Origin of the sequence: Litorimonas sp. RW-G-Af-16 (genome assembly GCF_048319245.1) — a bacterium.
Lineage (GTDB): Bacteria > Pseudomonadota > Alphaproteobacteria > Caulobacterales > Maricaulaceae > Litorimonas.
Window position 1 is genome coordinate 972,731 of the sequence record NZ_CP166993.1, and the last position, 25,163, is coordinate 997,893.

At 53.9% G+C, this 25,163-nt stretch carries 17 protein-coding genes and 2 pseudogenes; 7 read left to right on the plus strand and 12 right to left on the minus strand.

All coding sequences use genetic code 11. The annotated features are described in order from the left end of the window. Window positions 1–11: 11 nt before the first annotated feature. Window positions 12–746 carry a CvpA family protein gene (locus AB8615_RS04830; protein WP_409433795.1) on the minus strand — a complete coding sequence of 245 codons (735 nt, stop codon included), beginning with the start codon at window positions 744–746 and terminating at the stop codon, window positions 12–14. 20 nt (window positions 747–766) lie between these two features. Beyond that, window positions 767–2,171, minus strand: a pseudogene (gene radA / locus AB8615_RS04835) (DNA repair protein RadA). A 185-nt stretch (window positions 2,172–2,356) separates the two neighbouring features. Here radA and AB8615_RS04840 point away from each other — a divergent pair. Beyond that, window positions 2,357–3,232 (plus strand): hypothetical protein, encoded by an 876-nt coding sequence (locus tag AB8615_RS04840; protein WP_409433797.1) that lies wholly within the window; start codon window positions 2,357–2,359, stop codon window positions 3,230–3,232. A gap of 9 nt (window positions 3,233–3,241) precedes the next feature. Here AB8615_RS04840 and AB8615_RS04845 read toward each other — a convergent pair whose 3' ends face one another. The 3 genes from AB8615_RS04845 to AB8615_RS04855 form a co-directional block, all read right to left on the minus strand. Further along, complete coding sequence (locus tag AB8615_RS04845) at window positions 3,242–3,976, minus strand: DsbA family protein (protein ID WP_409433798.1); 735 nt, start codon at window positions 3,974–3,976, stop codon at window positions 3,242–3,244. 89 nt (window positions 3,977–4,065) lie between these two features. Continuing rightward, on the minus strand, window positions 4,066–5,475 hold the full coding sequence (locus tag AB8615_RS04850; protein ID WP_409433799.1) for a M48 family metalloprotease: 1,410 nt from the start codon (window positions 5,473–5,475) through the stop codon (window positions 4,066–4,068). A 118-nt stretch (window positions 5,476–5,593) separates the two neighbouring features. Next, window positions 5,594–8,482 carry an Rne/Rng family ribonuclease gene (locus tag AB8615_RS04855; protein WP_418152854.1) on the minus strand — a complete coding sequence of 963 codons (2,889 nt, stop codon included), beginning with the start codon at window positions 8,480–8,482 and terminating at the stop codon, window positions 5,594–5,596. Between the two features lie 451 nt (window positions 8,483–8,933). Here AB8615_RS04855 and AB8615_RS04860 point away from each other — a divergent pair, with 451 nt between their 5' ends. From AB8615_RS04860 to prfB, 4 genes are all read left to right on the plus strand, one after another. Further along, window positions 8,934–9,392, plus strand: coding sequence for an N-acetylmuramoyl-L-alanine amidase family protein (locus AB8615_RS04860; protein ID WP_418152855.1), 459 nt, complete (start codon window positions 8,934–8,936; stop codon window positions 9,390–9,392). A 13-nt stretch (window positions 9,393–9,405) separates the two neighbouring features. Beyond that, entirely contained in the window at window positions 9,406–9,732 is a 327-nt protein-coding gene (locus AB8615_RS04865; protein ID WP_418152857.1) for an N-acetylmuramoyl-L-alanine amidase family protein, read from the plus strand. Window positions 9,733–9,849: 117 nt separating this feature from the next. Further along, a complete protein-coding gene (locus AB8615_RS04870; protein WP_409433802.1) occupies window positions 9,850–13,077 on the plus strand; it encodes a penicillin-binding protein 1A in 3,228 nt (1,075 codons plus the stop codon). Between the two features lie 8 nt (window positions 13,078–13,085). Then, window positions 13,086–14,211, plus strand: a protein-coding gene (prfB, locus tag AB8615_RS04875; protein ID WP_409433803.1) for a peptide chain release factor 2 whose coding sequence is annotated in 2 segments (ribosomal slippage) — window positions 13,086–13,154 and window positions 13,156–14,211 — 1,125 coding nt in all. Because the reading frame shifts where the segments join, the coding sequence is not laid out codon by codon here. On the opposite strand, the gene AB8615_RS04880 is transcribed toward prfB, so the two are convergent. From AB8615_RS04880 to AB8615_RS04900, 5 genes are all read right to left on the minus strand, one after another. After that, complete coding sequence (locus AB8615_RS04880; protein WP_409433804.1) at window positions 14,208–15,191, minus strand: hypothetical protein; 984 nt, start codon at window positions 15,189–15,191, stop codon at window positions 14,208–14,210. The two genes, prfB and AB8615_RS04880, sit on opposite strands and share 4 nt — an antisense overlap. A gap of 114 nt (window positions 15,192–15,305) precedes the next feature. Next, the gene (locus tag AB8615_RS04885) at window positions 15,306–15,752 is read right to left on the minus strand and encodes a bactofilin family protein (protein WP_409433805.1); all 447 of its coding nucleotides are present in this window, start codon (window positions 15,750–15,752) and stop codon (window positions 15,306–15,308) included. Continuing rightward, entirely contained in the window at window positions 15,742–16,962 is a 1,221-nt protein-coding gene (locus AB8615_RS04890) for a M23 family metallopeptidase (protein WP_418152858.1), read from the minus strand. Before AB8615_RS04890 ends, AB8615_RS04885 begins: the two co-directional genes overlap by 11 nt. A 122-nt stretch (window positions 16,963–17,084) precedes the next feature. Then, a complete protein-coding gene (locus tag AB8615_RS04895) occupies window positions 17,085–17,894 on the minus strand; it encodes a ferritin-like domain-containing protein (RefSeq protein ID WP_409433807.1) in 810 nt (269 codons plus the stop codon). Window positions 17,895–17,896: 2 nt separating this feature from the next. Beyond that, window positions 17,897–18,370 (minus strand): peroxiredoxin, encoded by a 474-nt coding sequence (locus AB8615_RS04900; protein ID WP_409433808.1) that lies wholly within the window; start codon window positions 18,368–18,370, stop codon window positions 17,897–17,899. Between the two features lie 130 nt (window positions 18,371–18,500). On the opposite strand from AB8615_RS04900, the gene AB8615_RS04905 reads away from it, so the two are divergent. Further along, complete coding sequence (locus tag AB8615_RS04905; protein ID WP_418152860.1) at window positions 18,501–22,001, plus strand: AsmA-like C-terminal domain-containing protein; 3,501 nt, start codon at window positions 18,501–18,503, stop codon at window positions 21,999–22,001. Here AB8615_RS04905 and tyrS read toward each other — a convergent pair. Next, window positions 21,998–23,264, minus strand: a pseudogene (tyrS, locus tag AB8615_RS04910) (tyrosine--tRNA ligase). The gene AB8615_RS04905 and the pseudogene tyrS overlap by 4 nt on opposite strands. Window positions 23,265–23,329: 65 nt before the next feature. On the opposite strand from tyrS, the gene AB8615_RS04915 reads away from it, so the two are divergent. Further along, window positions 23,330–24,448 carry an anhydro-N-acetylmuramic acid kinase gene (locus AB8615_RS04915; RefSeq protein ID WP_409433811.1) on the plus strand — a complete coding sequence of 373 codons (1,119 nt, stop codon included), beginning with the start codon at window positions 23,330–23,332 and terminating at the stop codon, window positions 24,446–24,448. A gap of 2 nt (window positions 24,449–24,450) precedes the next feature. Here AB8615_RS04915 and AB8615_RS04920 read toward each other — a convergent pair whose 3' ends face one another. Continuing rightward, window positions 24,451–25,128: an alpha/beta hydrolase gene (locus tag AB8615_RS04920; protein WP_409433812.1), complete on the minus strand. Its 678-nt coding sequence runs from the start codon at window positions 25,126–25,128 to the stop codon at window positions 24,451–24,453. Window positions 25,129–25,163: the final 35 nt, after the last annotated feature.

The following is a 25,163-nucleotide window of genomic DNA, read 5'->3' on the forward strand; positions in this document are numbered from 1 at the left end:
GAAGGTCTTCGTCATCGGGCGTCTCCCGCTCTGTCAATGTCTTCGGCGAGCGCTTCAAATTCGCCGTCTTTGATTCGGTCAGCATAAGATCGCATTTTTGCAAATGGTAGAGCCCGAATGGCGTCTGCAATACGGTTTAGTAAAGGGTAAAAGGTCGAGTCTTCTAGCATCGTTGGTAACGGTTTTGGTGCCGCGTTCATTTGATCTCGCATAGATTTGGGCATTTTGTCGATCATCTCTTGGGGTATGTTTTCGGTGCGGATATATTCCCGAAATTGAACGGCTTCATTACTGGCGCGGTGTTGGGACGTTAGCACCATGACCAACAGGGAGCAGAGAACTAACCCGCGCGCTACCCCAAATCCTGCGCCAAGGAGGCGGTCCAATAAGCCCACCTCTTTGCCTGCGATTTTTTTTCCAATGCCTGAGAGTAAAAACACCATGAGCAGATAGCTGAGCATGCCCGCGCCGCCGACAAGGATCGCGTCTGCGAGCCAGCTTGGTGAAATGACACCTTGCAGATCGAATCGGAACTGTCCCCAGATGAAAAGTGTGATGACCGCCGCAACCAAGAGTGCGAGCAGGGACGTAACTTCGCGCAAAAACCCCCGCGAGGCTGCGTAGAGCAGCGAAATAAGCAAAATAACTAGGACGCCAACGTCAAACCCGTTGAAATTCCATGATCCAACGCTGACAACTTGTCCGAGGTTCAACAGCTGAGCGACTGCTATCAGGTTCAAGGACATATTAGGCCGTTCCTATATCATTATGCGGCCCAGCTACTGGGGTGATCTAGGCCATTATCTGAACTGGCTTCTACACGGCGAATGAGGTCTGTCAAAGTCTTGATTGCAATGATTGGCAGTGCGCTATTGTCATTTTCTTGTGATTTGATCGGGCTGGGTGCAATCGCGCGGGTAAATCCAAGCTTTGCAGCCTCTTTCAACCGGGCTTCTGATCGTCCAACGGGGCGCACATCGCCTGACAAGCTGATCTCGCCAAATACCACGCAATCAGGTGGAAGCGGCATATCAAACGCGGAGGAGGCGATAGCCGCAGCTACGGCTAAATCTGCAGCTGGTTCGGAAATCCGCAGCCCGCCCGCGACGTTTAAATAAACATCTTTACCCGCAAAGCTGATCCCGCAACGCGCCTCTAACACAGCCAGCACCATAGCCAGTCGCCCCCCGTCCCACCCGACCACGGCGCGGCGGGGTGTGCCAAAAGCGGCAGGTGCCACGAGCGCTTGAATTTCTGTCAGCACAGGGCGCGAGCCTTCCAGCCCTGCAAATACAGCTGCCCCGCTGGAGTTTTCGCCACGACCATCGAGGAATAATGCTGACGGGTTTGGTACTTCGCACAAGCCAGTCTCGCGCATCTCAAACACGCCGATTTCATCCGTTGGGCCGAAGCGGTTTTTATGCGCACGCAGAATACGAAATTGATGGGCGCGGTCGCCTTCGAAATACAGAACCGCGTCGACCATATGTTCCACCACGCGCGGCCCCGCAATTTGTCCGTCCTTGGTCACATGCCCGACCAAGATCACGCACGCCCCAGTTTTCTTGGCAAAGCGTGTTAACTCTTGCGCACAAGCGCGCACTTGCGCGACCGTGCCAGGGGCTGCGCCGAGCTGATCTGTCCAGAGCGTTTGGATCGAGATCGATAATCACAACATCCGGTTTTTGGCTCATCAAGCCGTCAAGGATTGGCGTGAGCGATGTTTCGGCGGCCAGCGAGACAGGTGTATCCGACACGCCTAAGCGTTTTGCGCGCCTGCGCACTTGCCCCGTGCTTTCCTCGCCAGAGATATAAAATGTCTTAGTGCCAGACGCGGCCAACTGCCCTGTGGCTTGCAATAATAATGTCGATTTCCCAATACCTGGATCGCCGCCAACGAGGATACAAGATCCTGGCACCAAGCCGCCACCTGTGACACGATCAAGCTCCGCAATCCCCGTGGTCAGGCGCGGGACATCGCGGCTTTCACCGCCTAGATCAACAAATTCCAGACCTCGGCCTTTTTTGCGTTTGTGGGCGGGTAGCGCATTTTGGCTCTTCGCTTCTTCGACAAGTGTGTTCCATTCGCCGCACGCATCACAGCGCCCCGCCCATTTTCCGTGGACCGAACCACAGGACTGGCAGACAAATACTGAATTTGGCTTAGGCATGAATGCGACTCCTCAACGCTATAATTGTCGCGTATCAGAGTATTTGTCAATGAATGTTTATGATTTGTTCTATTTAGCAACATGCTTCAAACAGTCTGCGTCATAACGGAGCCTTAACCCTCTTTGCACCAAAACAGCACTATATCTCTTGTAAGAGCAAGAGTTGGGAATTTTGGCAGGGAAATATGGCTGGCTTTAAATATAATACGCGGCGCGCCTTATCGCGACTCGGTATTGGGATTGGACTTTGCGCCGTTGTGTCTTTGCCCACATTGGCCGCGGTGATTGATCGCCCGTTTTTTCGCGCGGGGCCAGTCGTCATCGTTTTCTCAGGCAGTGATTTTTACGAAAATGCGTGGGAAGCGCCAATCGTCAATGACTTCGTCTTGCTGGAGGGTGTCGCCAGTGGCTCAGCGGGCAATGACATTATTGCGCAAGACGGCGTGGCCGTGAACTTCCCCTTCGATCCGATCAGTAATGGCGATAGCGGCGGCTGGCCATTTCAAGTGACGGGGCAGCCCTTTGGCGGCGCTTACAATAACGATCCAAGCTTTCAGATGCTGGACGCCAATGACAGCTATACAGCCTTTGGCGTCGATGATGATACGGACATCGATTTGCTCGGCAATCAGGTGCGCTTTGCGTGGTTCTTCGTGGCTAGCAATGCAGCCTTTGATATTTATGCCAGCGCATCTAATCTGTCCGCGAGCGGTGATTTCATGGGGCTTGGCTACCAGAACATCACCTATCAATTCCTCGAAATCACGCCAGCTTCGCCGTCTATCGGGCAACGAGCGCAAAGCCCGTCTGTGGGTGGAGGCGGTGTGGTGCTGGGCAATAGCAATGGCGATACGTTGAACGATTTATCCAGCGGGCCTGTCAAAGTCTTTGACGGCGGACGCAGAACCGCGCGGCTCAACGGTTCGATCGCGCAGCAAGCCGCAGGATTTGCGAGCGTCTACCGCCTGCGCGGTGCGCCAATCAACGGTAATAATTATGACTTCTCTATGGGGGTCGGGAAATTATCAGCGGACGTGACCTATACAGTCTACGCCCCCTAATTTCGTCGCCTAGCTTTCAAGTGCTTCATCCAACAGGTTTTGCAGCTTATTCGTGTCGGCACCTGACACAAACTCGTCATTGATCACAAAAAACGGGGTGCCTGTCAGGGAGGGGATGCGATTGGCGAGGAGGAGCGTGTCTTCGATTTGCTTCGCCAAAGCCACGTCTTTCATGTCGGCGTCAAATTTCCGCATGTCCAAGCCAGTCTCTTCTGCCAGTTTCCGGACGCGATCAATTGTCAGGCTCCGCTCGTTCATGAGCGAGAAGTGCATTGTCGTATATTTACCCTGGCGCGCAGCAGACAAAGCTGCAAGCGCGGCATTGCGGGATGTCTTTGTGCGACCGTCTAGGATCGGTAGCTCTTTGAAGACGATGCGTACATCATTTGGATAGCTCTCCATCACCTCTTTGACCCATTCGGTTGAGCGTTTGCAGTAGCCGCAATTATAGTCAAAAAATTCGACGATGGTGACCTTGGCATCTTTGGGGCCGATTGACACATCGCGCGGATCGTTCTTCAGCGCGTCAGACACAGCGGCGAGGGCGGCGCGGTCTTCTTTCTTGTCCAATTCGATCAGGGCCTCGCGAATGATCTCTGGGTTTTCCATAAGATACTCTTGGATGATGCGCTCAACATCTGCTTTTTTCATGTCAGGGCCAGGGCCAGCCTCGGCGCAGCTGGATACACCCAGCATGCCAAAGATTATGGCGGAGGAGAGCAGAAGTTTTGTGGTGCGGAACATAATATATTCACTTTCAAATCAATCGAATTTTGGTCGCTATAGCGCAAAGCCCTTAACGAATAGTGGGCTTGGCAGGAAGACCTTTCGGTCTAACGATATTGTGAGGTGACAGTGAGGGGCTTTGGTCCGCGACGTTGGCTGCGTTTCTTGGCGAGCTGCGTGTCGGCGACGACGATGATATCTGATGCCCGACGCCATTGCGGAGAGTTGCGGGGCAAGTCCTCTTGTGCACGCTGGGCAAATGACCGCGCACTTGCAATGTCGCCAATAGCATAATGACGTTCCGCCGTGGCATATTTCGCCAAGGGCTCATTGCCAACCTGTCCGTAAGCGCGAGACAAGAGGTACCATGAATAGCTATTATCAGGCTCTTGGCGCTGAGCAGATTTCAGTAAATCAATCGCCTCGTCCAGCTCTTGCGTTTGACGCGTATCAATTAAAGATTGCGCCAGCGAGACTTTCAGCAGCGGCGCATCCGGCGCAAGGCGAAGGGCTTCACGCGCGGGCGCTATGGCAGCTTCGCCCTGACCACTTTCGTGCAGGATTTGTGCTTTCAACTCGTGGAAATAGGGATTGTTCGGCTCTTCCGCGATTAGGCTATCAATATTACGGATCGCGTTTTTCAGGTCAGCCGCTTTAAAGTAGGCAACAGATCGCGCATATCGCGCAGGCTTTGACTGATCCGTTTCAGGATAGCGAGAGAAAACAAGTTGCGGCCCTTCCAAGAAACCTCGCAATTTGGCTTGCATCATGGCGTGGGCATGCATGTCCTCATCACTATCGACATTCGCTGTGTAGGGGCTTTCCGCCACTTTCTCGCGCAAAGCATCAATACGGTCTGCCGACAGGGGATGCCCGCGGAAATAGGGATAGCGGCGCGCTTGGGACAGAACCTCCTGTGCCCGAAATCTTTCGAAAAACGCGATCAGACCTGCAGAGGATTGTTGTGTGCGCTCCATATATTGAGCGGCATATTGATCAGCAGCGCTTTCATTGACGCGGGAATAGGCAAGGGCTTCGATGCCGCCAAATTGGGTGGAGCCGCCCAAGATCAACGCGCCCGCTCCGCTTTCGCCCGCAAGGATCGCCGCGATACCGACACCGGCTGCGATCAGCATTGCACCATAAGCGCTGCGGTTTCCGTAGTCAGACCGCACGATATGCCCGCCTGCAATATGACCTGCCTCATGCGCAATCACGCCTTTAAGCTGGTTCGGATTATCGGCTTCCAAGATTAAGCCGCTATGGAGAAATATGTTCTGCCCGCGTGTCACGAAAGCGTTCAAACTTGCATCATTGACGAGGTAAATATCAACGCTGGAGGGGTTCAGACCGGCGGCCCGAAGAATGGGGTCCGTGTAATCGCGGAGCGTGGCTTCAATTTCAGTATCGCGCAGGAGTGACTGCGCGTGAGCTTGGCTGAGAGGCAGCAAAGAACAGATCATCACGAAAGCCAAGACTTTCAGGGAATCGATCAAGCGTGAAGCAAAAACTGTCATGCCAGCTTGTCCCAAAGCTAAGCAAATCCGTCAAGTTACGCAGACGTCATAAAGCAGCGCAAATAGCAGGCATCACGACATTGTCATGAGACCTGAATTCCGTCTTATTCGCCAGAGGTTAAGCGGTTCCACCAGCCTTTTTTCTTCTTCGGCTTGTCGTCAGATGACGCCGAATCTTTGCTTGGATTACCGGGGGCTTTGCGTGTGCCAGGACGTGTCCTGACGGTTTCGGCTTTCGGCTCGGCTTTCGGCGTTTCAGGCTTAGCTGTTTCAGCTTTCGGAGCATCAGCTTTTGGGGCCGCTTTGGCCTTAGGTGCCGTCTTCTTGGCAGGTGCCGCTTTGCGTGCGGGGGCTGCTTTTTTGACGGGCGCCTTGCGTGTGCGCTTCGGCTTTTCTTCTGCGGCTGGGGCGTCAGCCTCAACTTTGGCAGTGGCTTTCTTAGGCGCAGCTTTCCGACGAGTAGGCGCTTTCTTTGGCGCGTCCTCTGCGTCTTTGGCTGCCGTTTTAGCAGGCGCTTTCTTCTTCGCGGGTGCCCTTTTTTCGCAGCAGGTTTCGGCGCATCTTCTGATGCGCTGTCGCTGGTCTTGGTCGGAGCTTTGCGACGGCGGGTCGAAGTTTTCGCTACGGCTTTTGCTGGCGTCTCCTCGGAACTGTTATCCGCAGGCGCTTTCTTTGCAGGAGCTTTGCGAGTCCGCTTCGGCTTAGCGTCTGCTGTGTCAGTTTCAGACGTTTTGCGAGACGGCGCCTTGCGACGACCCGGGCGAGACGGTTTGGACGGTTTATCATCCTCGATCTGTTTCGCCTCGGTTTCGTCAGCTTTCACTTCTGGCGCATCATCGGATTTATTGCGAGACGGTGCTTTGCGACGACGACCGCGCTTGGGCTTGTCGTCCGACCCGCGAGAGCTATTGTCATTATCTGACGCTTCATTGGAGTTGTCCGCAGATTTTGCCTCAGCCTGTTCCTCTGATCCATCCTCAGCATTTTCTTTGCGGCGATCACGTCCGCGCCCCCCACGGCGGCCACGGCGGCTGCGACGTTTACCGGACTTACGATCTTCGTCAGAGCTGTCAGAGCGGTTACTCTTCTCAGACTTGTCATCGCTATCATCCGCTTCGTCCTCATCCTCTGGATCAGGTTTACGGGCCTTTTTCGGTTGATTGCGTTGACGACGGAATTCTTTCTCGATCTCGTCAAGCGGATCGACAGTGTTGCCACCGCGCTTCTCGATCACTTCGATTTCGTAAGCGGGGCGGATCATGTCTTCATCGCCCAAAATTTCTGTGAACACGTCAGAGTTTTGCTCCACATGCGCCAGCAAATTCCGCTTTTCGTTAAACAGGTAAAGCGCAACATCTGGCGATGTTTTCAGGCGGATACGCTTAGCAGCACCGCGAACGCCGATCTCTTCCACAGCGCGGATCGCGGCGAGGGCAGAGCTTTCAATCGTGCGTTTACGGCCAACACCAGAGCAATGCTCACAATGCGCTGTTGACCCTTCCAGCAGACTACGGCGGCGACGTTGGCGACTAATTTCCATCAAGCCGAACTGGCTGATGCGAGAGGTTTGGATGCGGGCGCGGTCACGCTCAAGCGCCTCCTTCATCTTCTTCTCAACGGCGCGATTGTTTTTGTTTTCATCCATATCGATGAAGTCAATCACGATCAGCCCCGCTAGGTCACGCAGACGCATTTGTCGTGCGACTTCTTCGGCCGCTTCCAAATTGGTGCGAAGCGCGGTGCGCTCGACATTGCGTTCTTTGGTGCTGCGACCCGAGTTCACATCAACTGAGACCAAAGCTTCTGTCGGATGGATCACAAGATAGCCCCCAGATTTCAGCTGCACGACACTATCGAGGCTGGCTTCAATCTGCCGTTCGACGCCGTAGCGCAGGAAGAGGGGGATGTCTTCTTTGTACTCTTTGATATATTTCGCATGGCTCGGCATCAGCATTTTGATGAAGGCTTTGGCGGTTTTATACGCCTCTGCGCCCTCCACCAAGACTTCCTCAATGTCCTTATTATAGAGATCGCGGATAGAGCGTTTAACCAGATTGCCTTCCTCATGGATCAAGGCTGGCGCGATCGACTTTAACGTCGACTCGCGAATGTCAGACCACAAGCGGGAGAGATAATCATAGTCGCGTTGAATTTCGGTTTTGTTGCGCTTGGCGCCCGCTGTGCGAACAATCACGCCCATGCCTTGCGGCACGTCCAGACCCGACATAATGGTCTTGAGACGCTTGCGGTCAGACCCATTGGCGATCTTGCGAGAAATCCCGCCACCACGCGGAGTGTTTGGCATTAGGACGCAATAACGTCCCGCGAGCGACAGATAAGTCGTCATCGCCGCGCCTTTATTGCCGCGCTCTTCTTTAACGGCTTGGACAAGCAAGATTTGGCCGCGCTTGACAACTTCTTGGATTTTGTAGCGGCGGCGCGATTGACGCTTCCGGCGTGTGGAGGCGACCTTTACTTGCTCCTCAGCCACTTCCGCATCGTCGGCGTCTTTGGCGTCATTTTCATCAGGGTCGAGGTTTTCGTCGCGATCATCTTCGTCTTCGTCATCATCAGACTCGTCTTCATCATCCAGATCTTCGTCATCTGCGTCGTCATCATCCATGTCTTTGGATTTTGATTTGGCAGAGCTGGCTTTGCGGCGACGGCCACGTTTAGGCTTTTCAGCCTCTTCTTCGGCCTCTTTCTCAATCTCAGCCGCGTCAGCTTCTTCGTCCTCGATAAGGGCCATGCGGTCCTCATAGGGGATCTGGTAGTAGTCAGGATGGATTTCGCTAAAGGCGAGGAAGCCATGCCGATTGCCGCCATATTCAATAAAGGCGGCTTGCAAGGATGGCTCAACGCGCGTGACGCGGGCGAGGTAAACATTGCCGCGCAGCTGGCGCTTATTGCGGCTCTCAAAATCTAATTCTTCAACTCGATTTCCGTCGACGATCACCACGCGAGTTTCTTCCGGGTGGGAGGCGTCGATAAGCATTTTCTTTGTCATGGGTAACTCCAATGCGCCGCGCGGTGGGCGGAGCGTCGGGTCGTCGACCACGTTCTCCTCCAATTTGGGGCTGCAAGTGTAAATTTGTGTGTGTATTAGGTGTCAAAGACGCGCGCACGGATCTGGCCTGGGCCAGTTCTGGTATCAGAATGTCGCGTGCGACGGTCATAGTAACTCTCGTTATGCGTAAGGTTTTACGCGGTAGGTGCGCTGTGTTGCGCAGTTGCGGGGCAGGGCCAAAATCGGCTATTTGCCACATCGCTAAGACGTCATTGCCCTAATTCGGACAGGAGCGCAAAGCATTTGTCATATATGTTACGATCACGTCATAATCCAAGGGGAGCATATGCAATGTCACTGAACACACCCCGCATTGACGGCAGAAATTGTAAGCATTTATTCATCATAAACACGGCATAAGGCGACAATGTTAAGGCTTTTGGGCATAATCGTGATAGTTTGCAGCGTGCTAGCGATGTTTTCGCTCGCCGACGCTCAACAACGCGCAGACGGGCCGCGATATTTCAAAAACACGACGCCTTATCCTGCCCTCAAACCCAGCGTCAAAAAAGTGCCTGCCAAGCCCGTGATCGTCATTGACCCAGGCCATGGCGGCAAAGATCCTGGCGCGATCGGCAGCAAAGGCACGCATGAAAAGGTCATCACTTTATCTGCTGCCAAAGAATTACGCGATATGCTGGTGAAATCCGGCAAATACCAAGTCATTATGACCCATACGGGTAAAAAATATATCGATCACGAAACCCGTTTGCGCATTGCGAGAGAGGGCGGCGCCGACTTGTTTATCTCAATCCATGCGGACTCGACGTCTAATAAGTCCGCGCGCGGAGCGTCGGTTTATACACTGGCTGACCGTGCCAAAGGGCGGTCTAAGCAGAATCGTCAATAGCCAGAACTGGATTATGGACGTGGACCTCACAGAACAGACGGACCCTGTTGGTGACATTCTTGTTGATCTGGCGCAGCGCAAAACAGAGAGCCAATCGGAGGCTTTCGCGGATAAGTTGATTGAAAATCTCTCGTCAGAAACACGGATGATCGGTAATTCTCACCGCCGCGCAGGGTATTTCGTCCTTCTCGCGCCTGATGTTCCCGCCGTTTTGCTCGAACTCGGCTTTATTTCCAATGCGCAAGATGAAAAGCTGCTCAAAACTGCCGCCCACCGCAAGAAGATCAATCGCGCGGTCAAGCGCTCTATTGATGAGTATTTTGCAGACCTTTCTCGCTGATCATATCTGCAAAACTGCACTATTTCCTTTCAGGGCAGAATCGCGGCAGCTATAACCTTGAAAACGCCGCAATATCTCGTTAGCGGCACGGAGTGATTCCGAAAGATATAAAGAGCTATGTCCGAAACATTTGATACACAGCAGCCTACCGCCCGTCGTCGGGACAAGGTTTTCAAAGTCCTGAAATGGTTGACCTTGATCGGGCTCGTCATGGGTCTGATCGCGGCTATTTTTATTTTCGTCTATGTCATTCGCGTGACCAAAGACCTGCCATCTGTTGAGACTTTGGCCGAGTATAAGCCTGCTAATATGTCCCGAGTTCATGCGGGCGATGGCAAGCTGATCTCTGAATTTTCAACGGAGGCGCGTGTCTTCGTGCCGGTGGAGACAATCCCTGAAAAGCTGCAACGCGCCTTCATATCGGCGGAAGATAAGCGCTTTTATCGCCATAATGGCTGGGACCCGATTGGCCTGACTCGGGCAGCGATTTCTGCGCCCCTCAAAAAGCTCAAAGGGCAACGTATTGGCGGCACATCGACCCTGACGCAGCAGGTTGCCAAGAACTTCCTCGTGGGTGATGATTACAGCATTGATCGTAAAGTCCGCGAAATCGCCATTGCCCGCCGCATGGAAAAGGCTTTCACCAAAGACGAAATCATCGAGCTTTATCTGAACGAGATTTACTTCGGGCGCGGCGCATATGGTGTCGCAGCCGCCTCGCTCAAGCATTTTGGTAAGCCGATGGATGACCTGTCGCTTGCGGAAATGACTTATCTGGCGTCAGTCCCCAAAGGTCCCGCCAATTATCGCCTTGATAATCCGACAGGCTTCAAGCGCGCAAAAAACCGCCAAGCCTATATTTTGGGACGCATGGTCGAGGATGGTTATATTTCTCAAGCCGAAGCTGACGAGGCCAAAGCCGCGGAACTGGACTGGATCAGTCGTTTGGACGGCGAGGAATATTTGGCGTCTGATTACTTCGTCGAAGAGGCTCGTAAAGAGATTTATAAAAAATACGGCCAAGACGAACTTTATACGGGCGGCCTATCGATCCGCACAACGCTGGACACGGATATGCAACTCGCAGGGCGGGAGGCGCTCCGTCGCGGGTTAGAAATGTTTGACCGTCGTCACGGCTATCGCGGACCGCTCGCGCAGTGGGACAGCTTGGACGACTGGAAGACGAAACTGACTGAATTTGAAACGCCGCCAGACATCGGAGATTGGCGCGTGGCTGTGGTGCTGGAAACGAGCAAGACGTCTGCCAAGCTCGGCTTTGCCCCTGTATTGGCCGAAGAGGGCGAAGAGGTCGATACATCTGATGATCGCGGCACGCTTGATCTGTCAGACATTAAATGGGCGAAGAAAGCCCTTGCCAAAGGCGCGGTGGGCAATGACCTGACGGCGATCACAGACGCTGTGAAAACAGGTGACGTCATTTTGGTGCAACGCAAAGCGCCCGCCAAAAGCGAAGACATTTCCCGCGCATATAATTTGCGCCAAATTCCCGAAGTGAATGGCGGCCTGATTGCGATGAACCCGCACACAGGTCGAGTGCTGGCGCTGGTCGGCGGCTATAGTTTTGAACAAAGCCAATTTAACCGCGCCACCCAAGCCTATCGGCAGCCAGGTTCAGCGTTCAAACCCTTCGTCTACGCGGCCGCGTTGGAGAACGGTTTCACGCCCGCCAGTCAAGTCCTTGACGCGCCTTTCGTAATCGAGCGACAAGATGTTGAGTGCGAGGAAAATGACTTCGGAACGCTGGAGCTTCGCCGCAATGATGAGGACCGCGACACAACATCGTCTAACTCCGCAAGCCGAGACGAATGTGAGCGCTTCTATAAACCCGCAAACTATAACGCCGGCAAATTTTACGGCATGAGCACATTGCGCTTGGGACTAGAAAAGTCACGAAACGCAATGACAGTGCGTTTGGCGAACGAAATTGGCATGGCCCCGATTATTAAGATTGGGAAAGAATTCGGCATCTATGACGAGGTTAAGCCAGAACTGGCATGGGCTTTGGGGGCAGGTGAAACGAACTTACTACGCCTCGCCTCCGCTTACTCTTCAATGATCAATGGCGGCAAAAAAGTGACTCCGCGTATTTTGGATCGCGTCCAAGACGGGGCAGGGCGCACGATCTTCTCGACCGCGCAAAGCTGCGCTGATTGCCAGCAGTCGCAATATGTTGGTCAATCCCCACCTGAGTTACCAGAACTTCGCCCGCAAATCATCGATCCTGTTACGGCCTATCAAGTGACATTTATGATGCAGGGCGTTGTTGAAAACGGCACAGGTTTCCGCCTCAAAGCCTTGAACCGGCCTGCTGGCGGCAAGACAGGCACGACGAATGATAGCTATGATGCGTGGTTCATGGGCTTCTCGCCAGACCTCGTCGTCGGCGTCTATGTCGGCATGGACACGCCGTCGCAAATGGGCGGCGAGACGGGTTCCTCTGCAGCAGCTCCGATTGTGACAGATTTCATGATGGCCGCCCTCAAGGACGAACCTAAAGTGCCGTTCCGTATTCCCGAAGGCGTAACCCTCGCACCGATCAATCGCGAAACGGGCGAGCCGTCTTTTATTGGCGCACCGAACTTTATCTTAGAAGCCTTCAAGCCTGGCACGGAGCCGAGCTTGGGCGGGCTGTCATCCACAATTCGGATCGGCAGTGGCACGGATACAATCGGCTTATTTGGATCGGGCGGCGGCAACACATCTGGCGCGGGGGATGATTTCGATTACGATAATGACGCAGCCAAAGTTGTCGATGCGCCAGACGTCGAAGACGCCTCCGTGACAGATAAAGCCCCAACCTATCGCGAAGGCTCTGTCTATGACCTGTTCCAGAAAAGTGCTAAACGCGAGATGACGGCGGCGGAGATTTCCGCCGCAATAGACGCGGCTTTGGAAGCGAATGAAGGCACTCAGCAAGTGCTCCCACCGCGAGCTGAATTGGTGAAAATTTATAACAGAATGCGGGTGCAGAAATTCGCTAATGGCGTAGATGTTGATGACGCTGATGAAGAGACTTCAACAAACGCTGGGGAAGAGGATGCTGTGGAGGACGGTACGCCAACCCCTGATATGGTGCAGCCCACACCTGCTGATGATACTGATAAAGAAGACGGGGCGCCAACGCCGGATATGGTCGCGCCAACTGCCTCGGATAACGGTTTGGAAACCGACGAAGCTGCGCCAATCGTTCCGACAGAACGCGCAGAAGTGACAACGCGAGAGACGCTCGAAACCTTGCCGACCCTACCTGAAACCCTGCCTCAAACACCGCCAGAAACACCTGAACCAGATGTCGAAGACAAACTCGATGACGGACTGTATTAGAGAGCGCTATGCGGGCTGATATTTTACAAATGCAGGTGGAGATCGAGCAGTCGCTAGAACTGCTAAGGAGGCGTCTTTGACTGGGAAACATCCGAGCGGCGCTTAGCCGAGCTGAACGCCCTGTCTGAAAAGCCAGACTTTTGGGATAATCCTCAAGCGGCGCAGAAATTAATGCAAGAACGCTCAAAGCTCGAAACGGGGTTTGAGAATATCGCCAAGATCACCATGGAACTGGCCGATAATCTGGAACTCGCAGAACTCGCAGAAATGGATGATGATCAAGAGTTGTTGGACGCAGCGGCAGCAGCGTTGACCAAAGTCAAAGACCGCTCTGCCAAAGCGGAACTAGAGGCGCTGCTATCAGGTGAGGCGGACGGCAATAATTGCTTCGTCGAAATCCATCCAGGTGCAGGCGGCACAGAGGCGCAAGATTGGGCGGAGATGATACTGCGCATGTATCTGCGCTGGGCCAATGCGCGTGGCATGAAAACGGAAATTATCGAGGCGCAATCCGGCGATGAAGCGGGTATTAAGTCTGCCACGGTGCGCATAAAGGGCGAGAATGCCTTTGGCTGGATGAAGACCGAAAGCGGCGTGCATCGCCTCGTGCGAATTTCGCCTTATGATAGCTCTGCGCGGCGCCATACAAGCTTCGCCTCCGTCTGGGTCTTCCCTGAAATTGACGAGACGATCGACATTGATATTCCCGAAAGTGACGTGCGCACAGATACGTACCGCGCGTCAGGGGCAGGCGGTCAGCATGTCAATAAAACTGATAGCGCCGTGCGCCTCACCTACACACCACCCGGCGAGACCGAAGCGATTGTCGTGCAATGCCAAAATGACCGCAGCCAGCATAAAAACCGCTCGCAAGCGTGGGATATGCTGCGCGCACGGGTTTATGAGTTGGAAATGCGCAAGCGTGAAGCGGAAGCGCAAGCACAAGCGGACAGCAAGTCAGATATTGGCTGGGGCCACCAGATTCGCTCTTACGTGCTGCAACCTTACCAGATGATCAAAGACCTACGCACAGGTGTTGAAACGTCAGATACGTCAGGCGTGCTGGACGGCGATTTGGATCAGTTTATGGCGGCGGCACTGTCCGCGCGAGTCGGCGCAGACGAGGACGCTTAGGCGGCTTGCAAGTAAGGAAAGAGTGAGCCGTGAATGTTCGGGCACTCAACGCGCAAAAACTCTAGTAATGCGCGTTCATTCGCGTCAATCCCGCCGTCGCGGTTCATCCGCTCAATCAGCCAAGCAGCCTCCGCTTGCGTCACGGCCTCTGCAGCTTTAGTTTGGCCTTGATTCATATGAGTGAAAGTTGGTTCGTCTGATTTATAACCAAACGCTTCGCGGAACGCCCCGATAACGTCTTTAAACTTAACGTCAGAGAATGATCCTATGCCTGCATCGGGATCTTGCAGCCATGTTTCCCGCCGCAGCGCTTCTTCCAAATCGGGCTCTTCATAGGCCGCTAAAACCATCAAATAATTGGCGATGCCGCAGACAAAAAGCTGTTGCCAGCTTTCGTGGTGGTGCGCGCCCGCTGTGGCTTCATTCAGGTCAAACAGCATTTCGGCTTCCATGCGCGAGATACCCATGCCGCCTTCGCTACTGACGGAATAGAGAACGCGGCGGAGGATTTCGACTTCGGCTTGTCCGATCACGCCTGGCTGTAGCCTACGGTGTTGCCCGAGATAGCCAGAGCCGTGCAGGACGGCGAGACGGACTTGGTCGAGCGCGAAATGCTCCAGCGTGTCTGTGACGTTATGCGCGGTGCGTAGGATATTAAGCAGGAGGGCTAATTCGGTCTTGGTTTCTACCACACCGTCGGATGCGATACGCGCTTTGAGCCAGACCGCATTATGCTCGCTAACATAGCCTTTGGGCTCGCCCTGATCCATAACAAATGTCGTGATAACGGTTGTGAAATAGACGGGCCAGCTTGACGGTGTTTCGCAGACATCGTTGATTTTAAACAGGATTTCTGCTTCTTCGAGATCAATGTGCATGTCGGCGCCAATCTCGCGGCGCAGCGGCAGCATATCGGATTCGAGGACGACGCCACGAGCAATAATTGGATCTACAAGAGCTTGTAAAGATGCGTTAGTCATGATCATCCCCTTCATTCAGAGGATTGACTAGCAGGAGAAACTTACAATTCACCTAACAAAAAACCGCCCAAATTCGAAATTTGAGCGGTTTGAAAATAGGATGTATTGTAAAGGTTAAGCAGATTTCTTCGCTGTGATCGGTGTTGGCGCAGATGTTTTGCGCGCACATTTGCCGTCAAAGAAAGCGCCATTGGCGATAACGAGTTGATCTTGCGTCAGGTCAGCTTGCACGTTTGCTGTTTCTGCGAGTTCGACAGACACGGCATCGACCTTGCCAGTGACTTTACCGCGGATCAGCACATTCGTGCCTTTGACTTTGCCGTTGACCGCGCCTTGCTCGCCGATGGTAATATTTCCAGCGGTGACATTGCCGTCCAGACGGCCGTCAATCTGCACATCACCGTCGGTTTTGATGTCGCCTGTTATTACGAGGTCGCGACCCAAGAGGGAGGGCGCAGTATTAGACGGCACGCGTGCGGCTGGCGCAGAAGACTTTTTTGAAGTGTCTGCTGGCGCTGGCGCTGCGCCTGAAGTTTTCCCGCCATTAGTTTTATTGAACATAGAGACCTGCTTTCAAAAATTTGTTGGGGTCGTAGACGCGACCTTGGAAATGGACTTCGTAATGAAGATGTGTGCCTGTATTACGCCCCGTCGATCCCATACCGCCAACCTTCTCACCTTTATTGACTGTTTGCCCGCGCTTGACAAAAGTTTTTTGCAGATGCGCATAGCGTGTCACGAAACCGTGGCCGTGGTCAATTTCGACGACACGACCGTAAGCGCCGCGCTTGCCAACATAGCTGACGGTGCCTTCTGCTGTGGCGAGAATGGGGGTCTGACGTTGTCCGACAAAATCAATGCCGCCATGCCAAGTTGGCCGTTTTGTGAAGGGATCATTGCGCATGCCAAATGAGCTTGAGCGGTATGATTCGCCGCCAACAGGATTGCCGAGGGGCAGGGACTGAACGGCTTGTTCAAGGGCGTCTACTTCCGCTAGGCGCGCTTGGATGCTGGCAACGCGGGAGACAAAGCCGTTCTCGTTCACTGTGACCTCATTCGGATCAACAGGCAGGAACGGGCCGCCCTTACCAAATGGGCTTTCTTCCAAAACACTATCAACACTCATATCAAGCGAACGAATGATCGCGCGCTTGGCTTCTATGCGGTCAAGCGTGCTGTTTTCAGCCGAGGACAGAATTTCATTTTGCGTATCGTCAAGGGATTGCAGAGAGCGGTCGATGTCGAGACCCGTATGCAATTCCGCTGTTTGCACAACAGCCTTGCGAGCTTTGCGCGGCGCGGTATCGCGAATGGCAGGCGCCATGAGAACGCGGTTTGAGGCAAAGATCAGCTTATCACCATCCGCCGTTGCCATGCCAAGATTATTCGGCGAGTCCATGATCTGCGAGAGGGTTTGGTGCTTCTCTTCAAAGCTCTTCGCCATTTTCTCGAAGCTTTCGCGCTGCTCTAGCAGCATCAGGCGGGCATTGCTCTCTTTCGCTTCGGCATCAGCGAGGAGCCGTTGGTAGTGGGCTTGGACGCGCTTCACTTCTTGACCCGCAGGGCGCAGGGGATTGTGTCCGAAAAATAGATTGACCATGGTGTAGAGGCACCATGTCGCCATGATCGCGAGCAAGGTGGATGCCAGCACCTGTAGACGTGTGGTCAGCACGTAATACTTTACCTCTCCGCCAGAGCGAAGATAGATTTGACGTTCTGGGAAATGTTGCAAAATCCACGCTCGGATTCCGCCTGACATATCTGCTAACATGTGTCCCCGTTCATTGTTCCGGCCCCGCCCAGAAGGGTAGACCATATAGTAATAGGTGCATTCAAGTTAATTTGAGTGTTTTCACAGTTAAAACTTAGTTAACATTAATTAAGATCACTGCTTTAAATGGCCAAAGGACGGTAAAATTCTTCGGTTAATCCAGCTAGCGTCCTCGCCTGCACATTAAAAGGAGGTTTTACACGCCCCGTGAAGTAGGTTTGGACTTGGTCGTGGAACAGCTCAACAGGGTTTTTCCCTGCGATTCGGGCGACATATTGAAACCATTTCGCACCAATCGCGACATGCCCAATCTCTTCTTCATAGATAACTTCTAGCACGGCAACACTGTCCATATCGCCGACTTGAGTCAGCTTTTTGATCATGCCTGGTGTCACGTCCAAGCCCCGCGCTTCTAATACGAGCGGAGCTATGGCGAGGCGGGCGGTAAAGGCGTTTGCGGTATTTTGCGCCGCGTCCCATAGGCCGTTATGAGCGGGGCAATCACCATACGTCATGCCCAACTCTGCCAACCGATCATGCAACAGCAAAAAGTGCCGCGCTTCGTCGTCGCAGACAGATGTCCAATCCGTGATGAAATCCCCGCGATCTTCCTCTGCTAGTAGGGGGTCAAAGCTAAACCGCGCGATCATATCTGCGGCCAGATCTATGGCGTTAAGCTCGATATGCGCTATCGCATGGAGCAAGGCGCCGCGCCCTTCGGCTGTCCCAATCCCGCGTCTTGGCACGTCATGAGGCGCAACCAGAATTGGCTTAGCTGGCCTCGCTGGCATGACGGGTATGTTATTAACAGTAACCCCCACCACGCCGCGTTCCAGCCATTCCTGACGCAAAATCCGTGCAGCCTGCGCCTTCGCAACTGGATCAGCTGTTTGTAAGACCTGCAGGGCAAGAGATATGGCAGAGTGCGCCAAGACTAGCCTGCGTGCTGTTTCACAGCGTCTAACACGGCCTCGACATGGCCTTTGACCCGTGCTTTGGGCCAAGTTTCCAGAATTGTCTGATCAGGGCCGATGAGGAATGTTGCGCGCTGGATGCCCATAGATGTTTTGCCATACATGGATTTCTCTACCCAGACGCCGTAATCCTCCACAACTTGCCCCTCAACATCCGCGCCGAGTTGGACTTGCAGGTCGTGTTTGGCAATGAACTTGTCATGTTTGGCGACGGTGTCTTTGGACACACCAACCACTTTGGTGTTTAGCTTTGCCAACTCGTCTTTGATCTCGGAAAAGCCCTTGGCCTCAGTCGTGCAGCCTGGCGTATCATCACGCGGGTAGAAATACAGGATGAGGTAGCTGCCTTTAAAATCACTGAGGCTAACCGTGCCGCCGCCGTCGGACGGGATTGAAAAAGCGGGGGCTGTATCGCCAATTTGGGGCTGGGCCATGATGAACTCCGTTGAATGAGGGGTGAAATTATCTGCAGACCATACTGCATTTTAATACTTCTTTACACAGGCGAGCGTAGATTTTTAATGCCCTGCAGGATAGGCGTCAGGGACATAGATTAGAGGATCAATGCCAGAGCCGACTGACACCATCAACCCCGAACCGACCGAGATTGTCGACGATGTGTCGTCATCTCCCGCTTCAGGCTGGCGTCAGAGTAAAGCAGCAGCTTTCTTTGCCTATTGGGCAAAACGCATTGGCTACCGCATATTCCGCCTGTCAGGGGAAATTATCGCCGTCATCTTTGGCCTCTCTATTGCGTGGCTCTATGCGATGAGCTGGCTGATCACGCAGCAAAGCATGGACCTCGCACCGCTAAAGCCGTGGGTTGGGCAGGGATTTACCCAAGCTTTTGAGGGCAAAGAAGCAGAGATCGACCAGATGACGCTGCAATGGCTGCCCGCCAGCAACGATGTCGCCTTCGTGGCCAATGACGTGCGAATTCAGGACGGGAGTGGTCAGATACTCCAAGACTTTCCAAATCTATCCTCCAGCTTCACCCTAAATGATTTGCTCCGATTGCGGCCCAAGCCCAAGGCAGTTGCCCTCGAAGGCGGCTCGCTGACTTGGCTGATCGAGCAGGACGGAACATTTGTCATCGGGCTCGGCACGCCAGAGACAGTTGGGCGGTTCGGGCCGTCCGTGCGCGGCCCGCAAGAGACAGCAGGGCAGGACATAAATTTGCCCGAAGGTTTTGAAGCGCTCTCAATCCGTGCGGGGAAGGTCTATATCGTCGACCGAATTCGCGGCTTAGATTTGGCGCTAGACGTTAGTCAACTCGATGTGTCGGTTAAAGGTGATCAGATCAAGCTCGATTTGATCAGTCAGTTACAACAAATTGATAAGCCCGCATTACTGAATATCATCGCGTCATCCAACGTAGCGCTGACAGATTACAAAATTGCAGTGCAAGGCGAAAATGTGCGCCTTGATCAAATCGCGCCTACGATTGGCCGCTATAGTGACCTCCGCCGATTAGAAGCTTCGATAGACTTGGTAGCAGAGGCCGAGATTTCGGACAGCCGCAACCTTGAAACGGCGCTTTTGGACGTTACGATAGGCAAGGGGCAGATCAATGGATTTGCATCACCCCTCGCGCTAGGTGGATTTGAGTTTGAAGGCTTGTTGCGTCCGGGCGCCCAAATCCTCGACATCGCAAACATCAGTGTTGACACAGAACGCTTGCGTTTTAACGGCGCAGGGAATTTATCGGAATTGGGCGCGATCAATGATGGGGACATAAATTCGTCGCCGCTTTTCAACCTGCGGCTCAAAAACGCCCGTATTGACGCGACGCCTATTTTCGCTGCGCCATTTGAGACGAACCGTATCGAAACCATTGGACGCCTGGATTTCGACGCTAGGACACTCGCGCTGAGCCGTTTCGCCGCAACGCAGAACGGATATACAATCGACTTATCCGCAGATGCTAATTTCACCGAGAGTTACGGCCTCAAAATGCTGGCGGGGCAAGGAAAGGTCGGCGGCGTTTTCAAGCCGTCTGATCTGGTTAATCTCTGGCCTGTCAGCTTTGCAGACGGAGCGCGAAATTGGATTGGGCGCGCCGTCTTGGACGGACAGCTTGAGAATGTGAATTTCAAGCTTAATCTGGATGAGGCGTTTTTTGCCGCGCCAGCACTCACGCCAGAACGTCTCTCGCTTGATTTTGATGTGGTGGACGGCGATGTCCGCTATATCTCCACAATGACGCCACTTATGGGAGTATCGGGGAAAGGTCAAATTCGCGGAAATGCGCTTAGCCTAGATTATGCGGGCGGGCAGGTCGGCGGGCTCTCCGTGATTGATGGTCGCATCAATATTCCCCAACTCATGCCCAAAGGTGGCGACATCATCATCGCTGTGAACGGGCGTGGTAAAGCGTCTGATATGATGGGTCTCATCAACCAAAAGCCATTTCAATTCGCAGATAGGTATGGCGTTGATACGAACCAAATCGGCGGGCAAGGCCAGATTTCAGCCAAGATAACGCGGCCTCTTTTGGTATTTTTTGATCAAAACCGCATTAGCTATGAGGTGACGGGCGATTTCACAGATGCGGTTGCGCCGTTTAAATTGGGGGTTCATCCCATTCACAAGGGGCAGGTGAAACTGACCGCGGACCGCAATAGCGTACAAATCTTTGGCCCCGCGCAGATTGGTCCATGGCCCGCGCAGATCGCGTGGCAAGAATATCTTGGCGATGACCCGCGCCCGACAAGCTATCAGGTCGACGGAGTTATGACGCGGGACACGCTCGACGATTTCGGCTTTGGCTTTCGTGAGTTTTTTGACGGGAAAGTGAAGGTCGATATTGATGCCTATGGCGGCGAGGCAGTAAATGTCGGGCAATTGGGACTTGGGATTGCCACAGGCACACTCAATATGGATTTCGAAGACGCCGAACTGACTATCGGAGAGATCTGGTCGAAAGCGGCAGGCGAAGACGGCTCCCTCACGACGAACATCACGCGGCTCGGCGAGAATGACTACCGCTTCTCGAATGTTAAAGCGCAAGCGCCGGGGCTTTTGCTAGACGGCACGCTTGATCTGGCCTCCAATCTGAGGCTGATTAATTTAGACATGCAGCGGGTCAAAGTTGATGGCCTGGTAGATGCCGCTGTTCAGTTGAAGCCTAACACTGAAAAACAACGGCTAAGCCTGTTTATTGAGGGGGATTATGTTGACGCTTCGCCTTGGACAAATGTAGCCCTACAGTCGCGCTCGGCGGGTCTGGATGTGCCGCTACTGATGACAGCCTCCGTCGATAATCTTGTCTTGCGGCCCACTTACAAGCTGGCAGATGCGCGTGTCCTGTTCACACATACGGGGAAATCAGTCAGCGACTTCCGCCTGATTGGTCAGGTCGAAAACGGACCTGTCCGAGCAGAACTAACGACTAATACCGATGACGGTAACCGGATGATGACTCTGTCTGTGCCGCAAGCCTCTGACGCAGTCGAGACCTTTCTAGGCCTCACGACGACACAGGGCGGGCAGCTGGAAATCCGCACGAAACTGCCGCCGATCGACGTCGAAGGGCCAATGATCGGACAAGCTGTCGTGACGGATTTCAAACTGCAACGTATACCGTTTCTGACGCAAATCCTCTCCCTCGCATCGCTGACGGGCATGGTGGATATGCTAAGTGGGGAAGGCGTATGGTTTGAGCGGTTTGAAGTGCCGTTCACGCTGACCGAAACAGATATTCAAGTCCGTGATGCGCGGCTCTTTGGCCCCGTTCTTGGCATGACAGGGGACGGCGATATTTCGCTGGAAAACAGGACTGTCGATTTCGATGGGACTTTGGTGCCAGCCTATACAGCCAATTCCTTGCTCGGCGATATCCCCGTCATTGGCGATATTTTCGTCGGCAAGAAAGGCAGCGGTGTTTTCGCGCTCAGCTACGACGTGACGGGATCTTTCGACAAGGCGCAAATCTCAGTCAACCCGCTCTCCGCCCTGACGCCAGGCTTTCTCAAAGGCATTTTCAAATCTGACCGCGAAAAGCTGTCCGATGATGTGTTGGCCGAGATCGAAGCCGTGAAGCCCAAAGAGGGCGATGAAAACTAAATGGGTTTCAGAAGCGCGTGCTTTTTCTTCCCTACGGACAGTTTCACCACACCGTCAACAATATCGCTTGCTGCAATCTCGTGCTCATGCGTGTCGACTTTGGTGTCGTTGATCTTTAGCGCACCCGCTTTGATGTGCCGTCGCGCCTCGCCATTAGACGCCGCCAAGCCAGCTTCCACAGCAGCCGCCAAAATGCCCATCCCAATCAAATCAGTTTTCGCGATCTCTGTCGTCGGCAGTCCGGCAGCCGTGCCGCCTTGCTCAAACGTCTGAGTCGCAGTGGCCTCTGCCAGTTTCGCCGCTTCTGCCCCGTGGAGCAGGGTCGTCGCTTCATTGGCTAAGCGGATTTTGGCTTGGTTGATATCCGCACCCTCAAGCGCTTCGAGTTTTGCGATTTCCTCTAGCGGTAAATCCGTAAACAGTTTGAGGAAGCGCCCGACATCTCCGTCTTCTGTGTTTCGCCAAAATTGCCAATATTCATAAGGGCTTCGTGCATAATCTTCACCCCAGCTTGGGTCTGCATTTAGCCACACGGCTCCGTCAGCGGTCTTGCCCATCTTCCCGCCAGAGGACGTGGTGATCAGCGGCGTGGTAAAGCCGAAACATTCATTGCCTTCCATGCGCCGCGTCAGGTCAACACCTGTCACGATATTCCCCCACTGATCCGATCCGCCAAGCTGCAATGCACAGCCATAGCGACGGTTAAGCTCGACAAAGTCATAGCTCTGGAGCAGCGGGTAATTAAACTCGAGGAAGGTCATGGGCAGTTCTTGCTCGATCCGCCGCTTCGCTGTTTCCATCGTGATCATGCGGTTAATCGTGAAGTGAGGGCCGACTTCTCGCAGAAACTCGATATAGCCCAGCGCGTCCAGCCAATCCGCATTATCCGCCAAGATCGCCGCGTTCGGACCTTCAAAATCTACGAATTTAGAGAAGACTTGTTTGATGCCGTCTTTGTTCCGCGCGATCAAATCATTGGTCAGGATCGGGCGCGTCTTGTCTTTCATGGAAGGGTCGCCGATTTTTGTCGTCCCGCCACCGAGCAGCACGATCGGTGTGCCGCCAGCTTTTTGTAGGTGACGCAGCATCATAATCTGCACGAGGGAGCCGACGTGCAAACTCGGCGCGGTGCAATCAAAGCCGATATAGCCGACCAACTTGCCCGTTGAGGCGAGTTTATCCAGGCTCCGCCTCATCCGTGCATTGATACAGAAACCCGCGCTCGGTCAGGGTTTTCATAAATAGGGATGTGTAGTCAGTCATAATTCTGCCAGCTTCTTGCGTTTTGGGCTTCTAACAAGCTCGCAAATCATGTCAAAGGCTAAGACGTGGCAAATCAGGTTTATACAGCACTGGGCTTAATGAGCGGCACGTCCTTGGACGGTGTCGATGCAGCCTTTATCGAGACGGACGGTGAGCGCGTTTTCGCCTTTGGCCCAACGCTGACAATACCCTTCGCTGAGCGCACTGATATTGAAGGGGCGATCACGGCAGCGCTAAATTGGCAATTTGATGGTCCTGCGCCGAATATCTTCGCCCAAGCCGAAGACGCGATTGATCGCGCCCACGTGCAAGCCATCTCGGAGATTTGTGACGCAAATCCGCAATGGGCTCGGCGCATGGATATTATCGGCTATCACGGGCAGACGATCTTGCACCACCCCGCAACACGCAAACAGCAGGGCCGGACGCTGCAGCTCGGCAGGAGCGAAGTCTTGGCGTGTAAATTCAATGTGCCATGTGCCTATGATTTCAGGACGGCTGACGTTGCAGCGGGCGGGCAGGGCGCGCCTCTAGCGCCGATCTATCACGAGGCGCTGTCAGAGATGACGTTGCTGCGTGGGCGTGTGGCTGTGATCAATATTGGCGGTGTGTCGAATGTGACGCTGATTGAGGAGGGTCGGCCTTTGCGGGCGACAGATTGCGGGCCAGGGAATGGCCCGCTGGATAGCTGGATGGCGCTGAAATCTGGTGCGGCGATTGACCGTGACGGCGCGAGTGCTTGGGCGGGCCATGTCGATCATGCCCGCGTCGAACGCTGGCTGCGCCGCCCGTTTTTTAAACGTGCTATGCCGCGTAGTGCCGACCGCTATGACTTTGATGTTTTAGGTGCAATGCGCGGGATGAACGTGGACGACGGTGCAGCAACCCTCGCCAGCTTCACGGCGCAAGCGATTGCCAGAGACCTCAACACATTTGATCCTGACATCGTTATCGTTTGCGGCGGCGGGCGACGTAACCTTGCGATTATGGGCATGTTGTCCATGCATTTGGGCAAGCCTGTCAGTGCGGCAGAAGACTTTGGCTGGGACGGGGATGCGTTGGAGGCGCAAGCTTTTGGGTATCTCGCTGTGCGAACTTTACGAAATTTACCGATCAGCTTTCCCGGCACAACGGGCGCACCGCGGGCCATGAGCGGCGGGCAGGTGTTCCGCCCGCGTCGCTGAGACTATTCGAGCAGGACAGGTCCGCGCGGCGGAGAATAACGCTCTTCTAGCGTATCATCCAAGTAGTCTTCAATGACGTTCAGGGCTTCTTCGAGGTGATTAGTGTAGAAGTGATCAGCGCCCTCAATGCGATGCGTTGTAATCACGTGACCTTTTTGCACACGGATCTTCTCGACAATACGGTCAACATCATCGGCTGGCACGATGGGGTCTTCTGACCCGTAAGTCACGATACCACTGGCAGGGCAGGGCGCGAGGAAAGCAAAGTCATAGGTGTTCGTCGGCAAGCTCATAGAGACAAAGCCTGCTACTTCTGGGCGACGCATCAATAGCTGCATCCCGATCCAAGCGCCGAAGCTATAGCCGCTGACCCATGTGAAGGGTGCGTTCTGATTAAAGCTCTGCATCCAATCAAGCGCATAGGCCGCGTCTTGCAGCTCGCCTTGGCCATTATCATAGACACCGACAGAGCGACCAACACCGCGGAAGTTGAACCGCAACACGGAAAAACCGCGACGCTTATACTGCTCATACATTGCGACGGGAATACGGTGATCCATGTGTCCGCCCGCTTTCGGATGCGGCGAGAGGATCAGCGCGCAAGGGGCGGCTGGATCATCAGACGGATGATAACGACCTTCGAGACGGCCTTCTGGACCGGCGAAAATGACTTCTGGCATAAGAGCCCTCTATACGTTTTGTCGCAGCCCTCAAA

What these genes read in the sequence shown, in the direction of transcription:
- AB8615_RS04830 (WP_409433795.1), bottom strand. Translation starts at nt 746, where the DNA reads ATGTCCTTGAACCTGATAGCAGTCGCTCAGCTGTTGAACCTCGGACAA.
- AB8615_RS04840 (WP_409433797.1), top strand. Translation starts at nt 2,357, where the DNA reads ATGGCTGGCTTTAAATATAATACGCGGCGCGCCTTATCGCGACTCGGT.
- AB8615_RS04845 (WP_409433798.1), bottom strand. Translation starts at nt 3,976, where the DNA reads ATGTTCCGCACCACAAAACTTCTGCTCTCCTCCGCCATAATCTTTGGC.
- AB8615_RS04850 (WP_409433799.1), bottom strand. Translation starts at nt 5,475, where the DNA reads ATGACAGTTTTTGCTTCACGCTTGATCGATTCCCTGAAAGTCTTGGCT.
- AB8615_RS04855 (WP_418152854.1), bottom strand. Translation starts at nt 8,482, where the DNA reads ATGACAAAGAAAATGCTTATCGACGCCTCCCACCCGGAAGAAACTCGC.
- AB8615_RS04865 (WP_418152857.1), top strand. Translation starts at nt 9,406, where the DNA reads ATGGACGTGGACCTCACAGAACAGACGGACCCTGTTGGTGACATTCTT.
- AB8615_RS04870 (WP_409433802.1), top strand. Translation starts at nt 9,850, where the DNA reads ATGTCCGAAACATTTGATACACAGCAGCCTACCGCCCGTCGTCGGGAC.
- AB8615_RS04880 (WP_409433804.1), bottom strand. Translation starts at nt 15,191, where the DNA reads ATGACTAACGCATCTTTACAAGCTCTTGTAGATCCAATTATTGCTCGT.
- AB8615_RS04885 (WP_409433805.1), bottom strand. Translation starts at nt 15,752, where the DNA reads ATGTTCAATAAAACTAATGGCGGGAAAACTTCAGGCGCAGCGCCAGCG.
- AB8615_RS04890 (WP_418152858.1), bottom strand. Translation starts at nt 16,962, where the DNA reads ATGTTAGCAGATATGTCAGGCGGAATCCGAGCGTGGATTTTGCAACAT.
- AB8615_RS04900 (WP_409433808.1), bottom strand. Translation starts at nt 18,370, where the DNA reads ATGGCCCAGCCCCAAATTGGCGATACAGCCCCCGCTTTTTCAATCCCG.
- AB8615_RS04905 (WP_418152860.1), top strand. Translation starts at nt 18,501, where the DNA reads ATGCCAGAGCCGACTGACACCATCAACCCCGAACCGACCGAGATTGTC.
- AB8615_RS04920 (WP_409433812.1), bottom strand. Translation starts at nt 25,128, where the DNA reads ATGCCAGAAGTCATTTTCGCCGGTCCAGAAGGCCGTCTCGAAGGTCGT.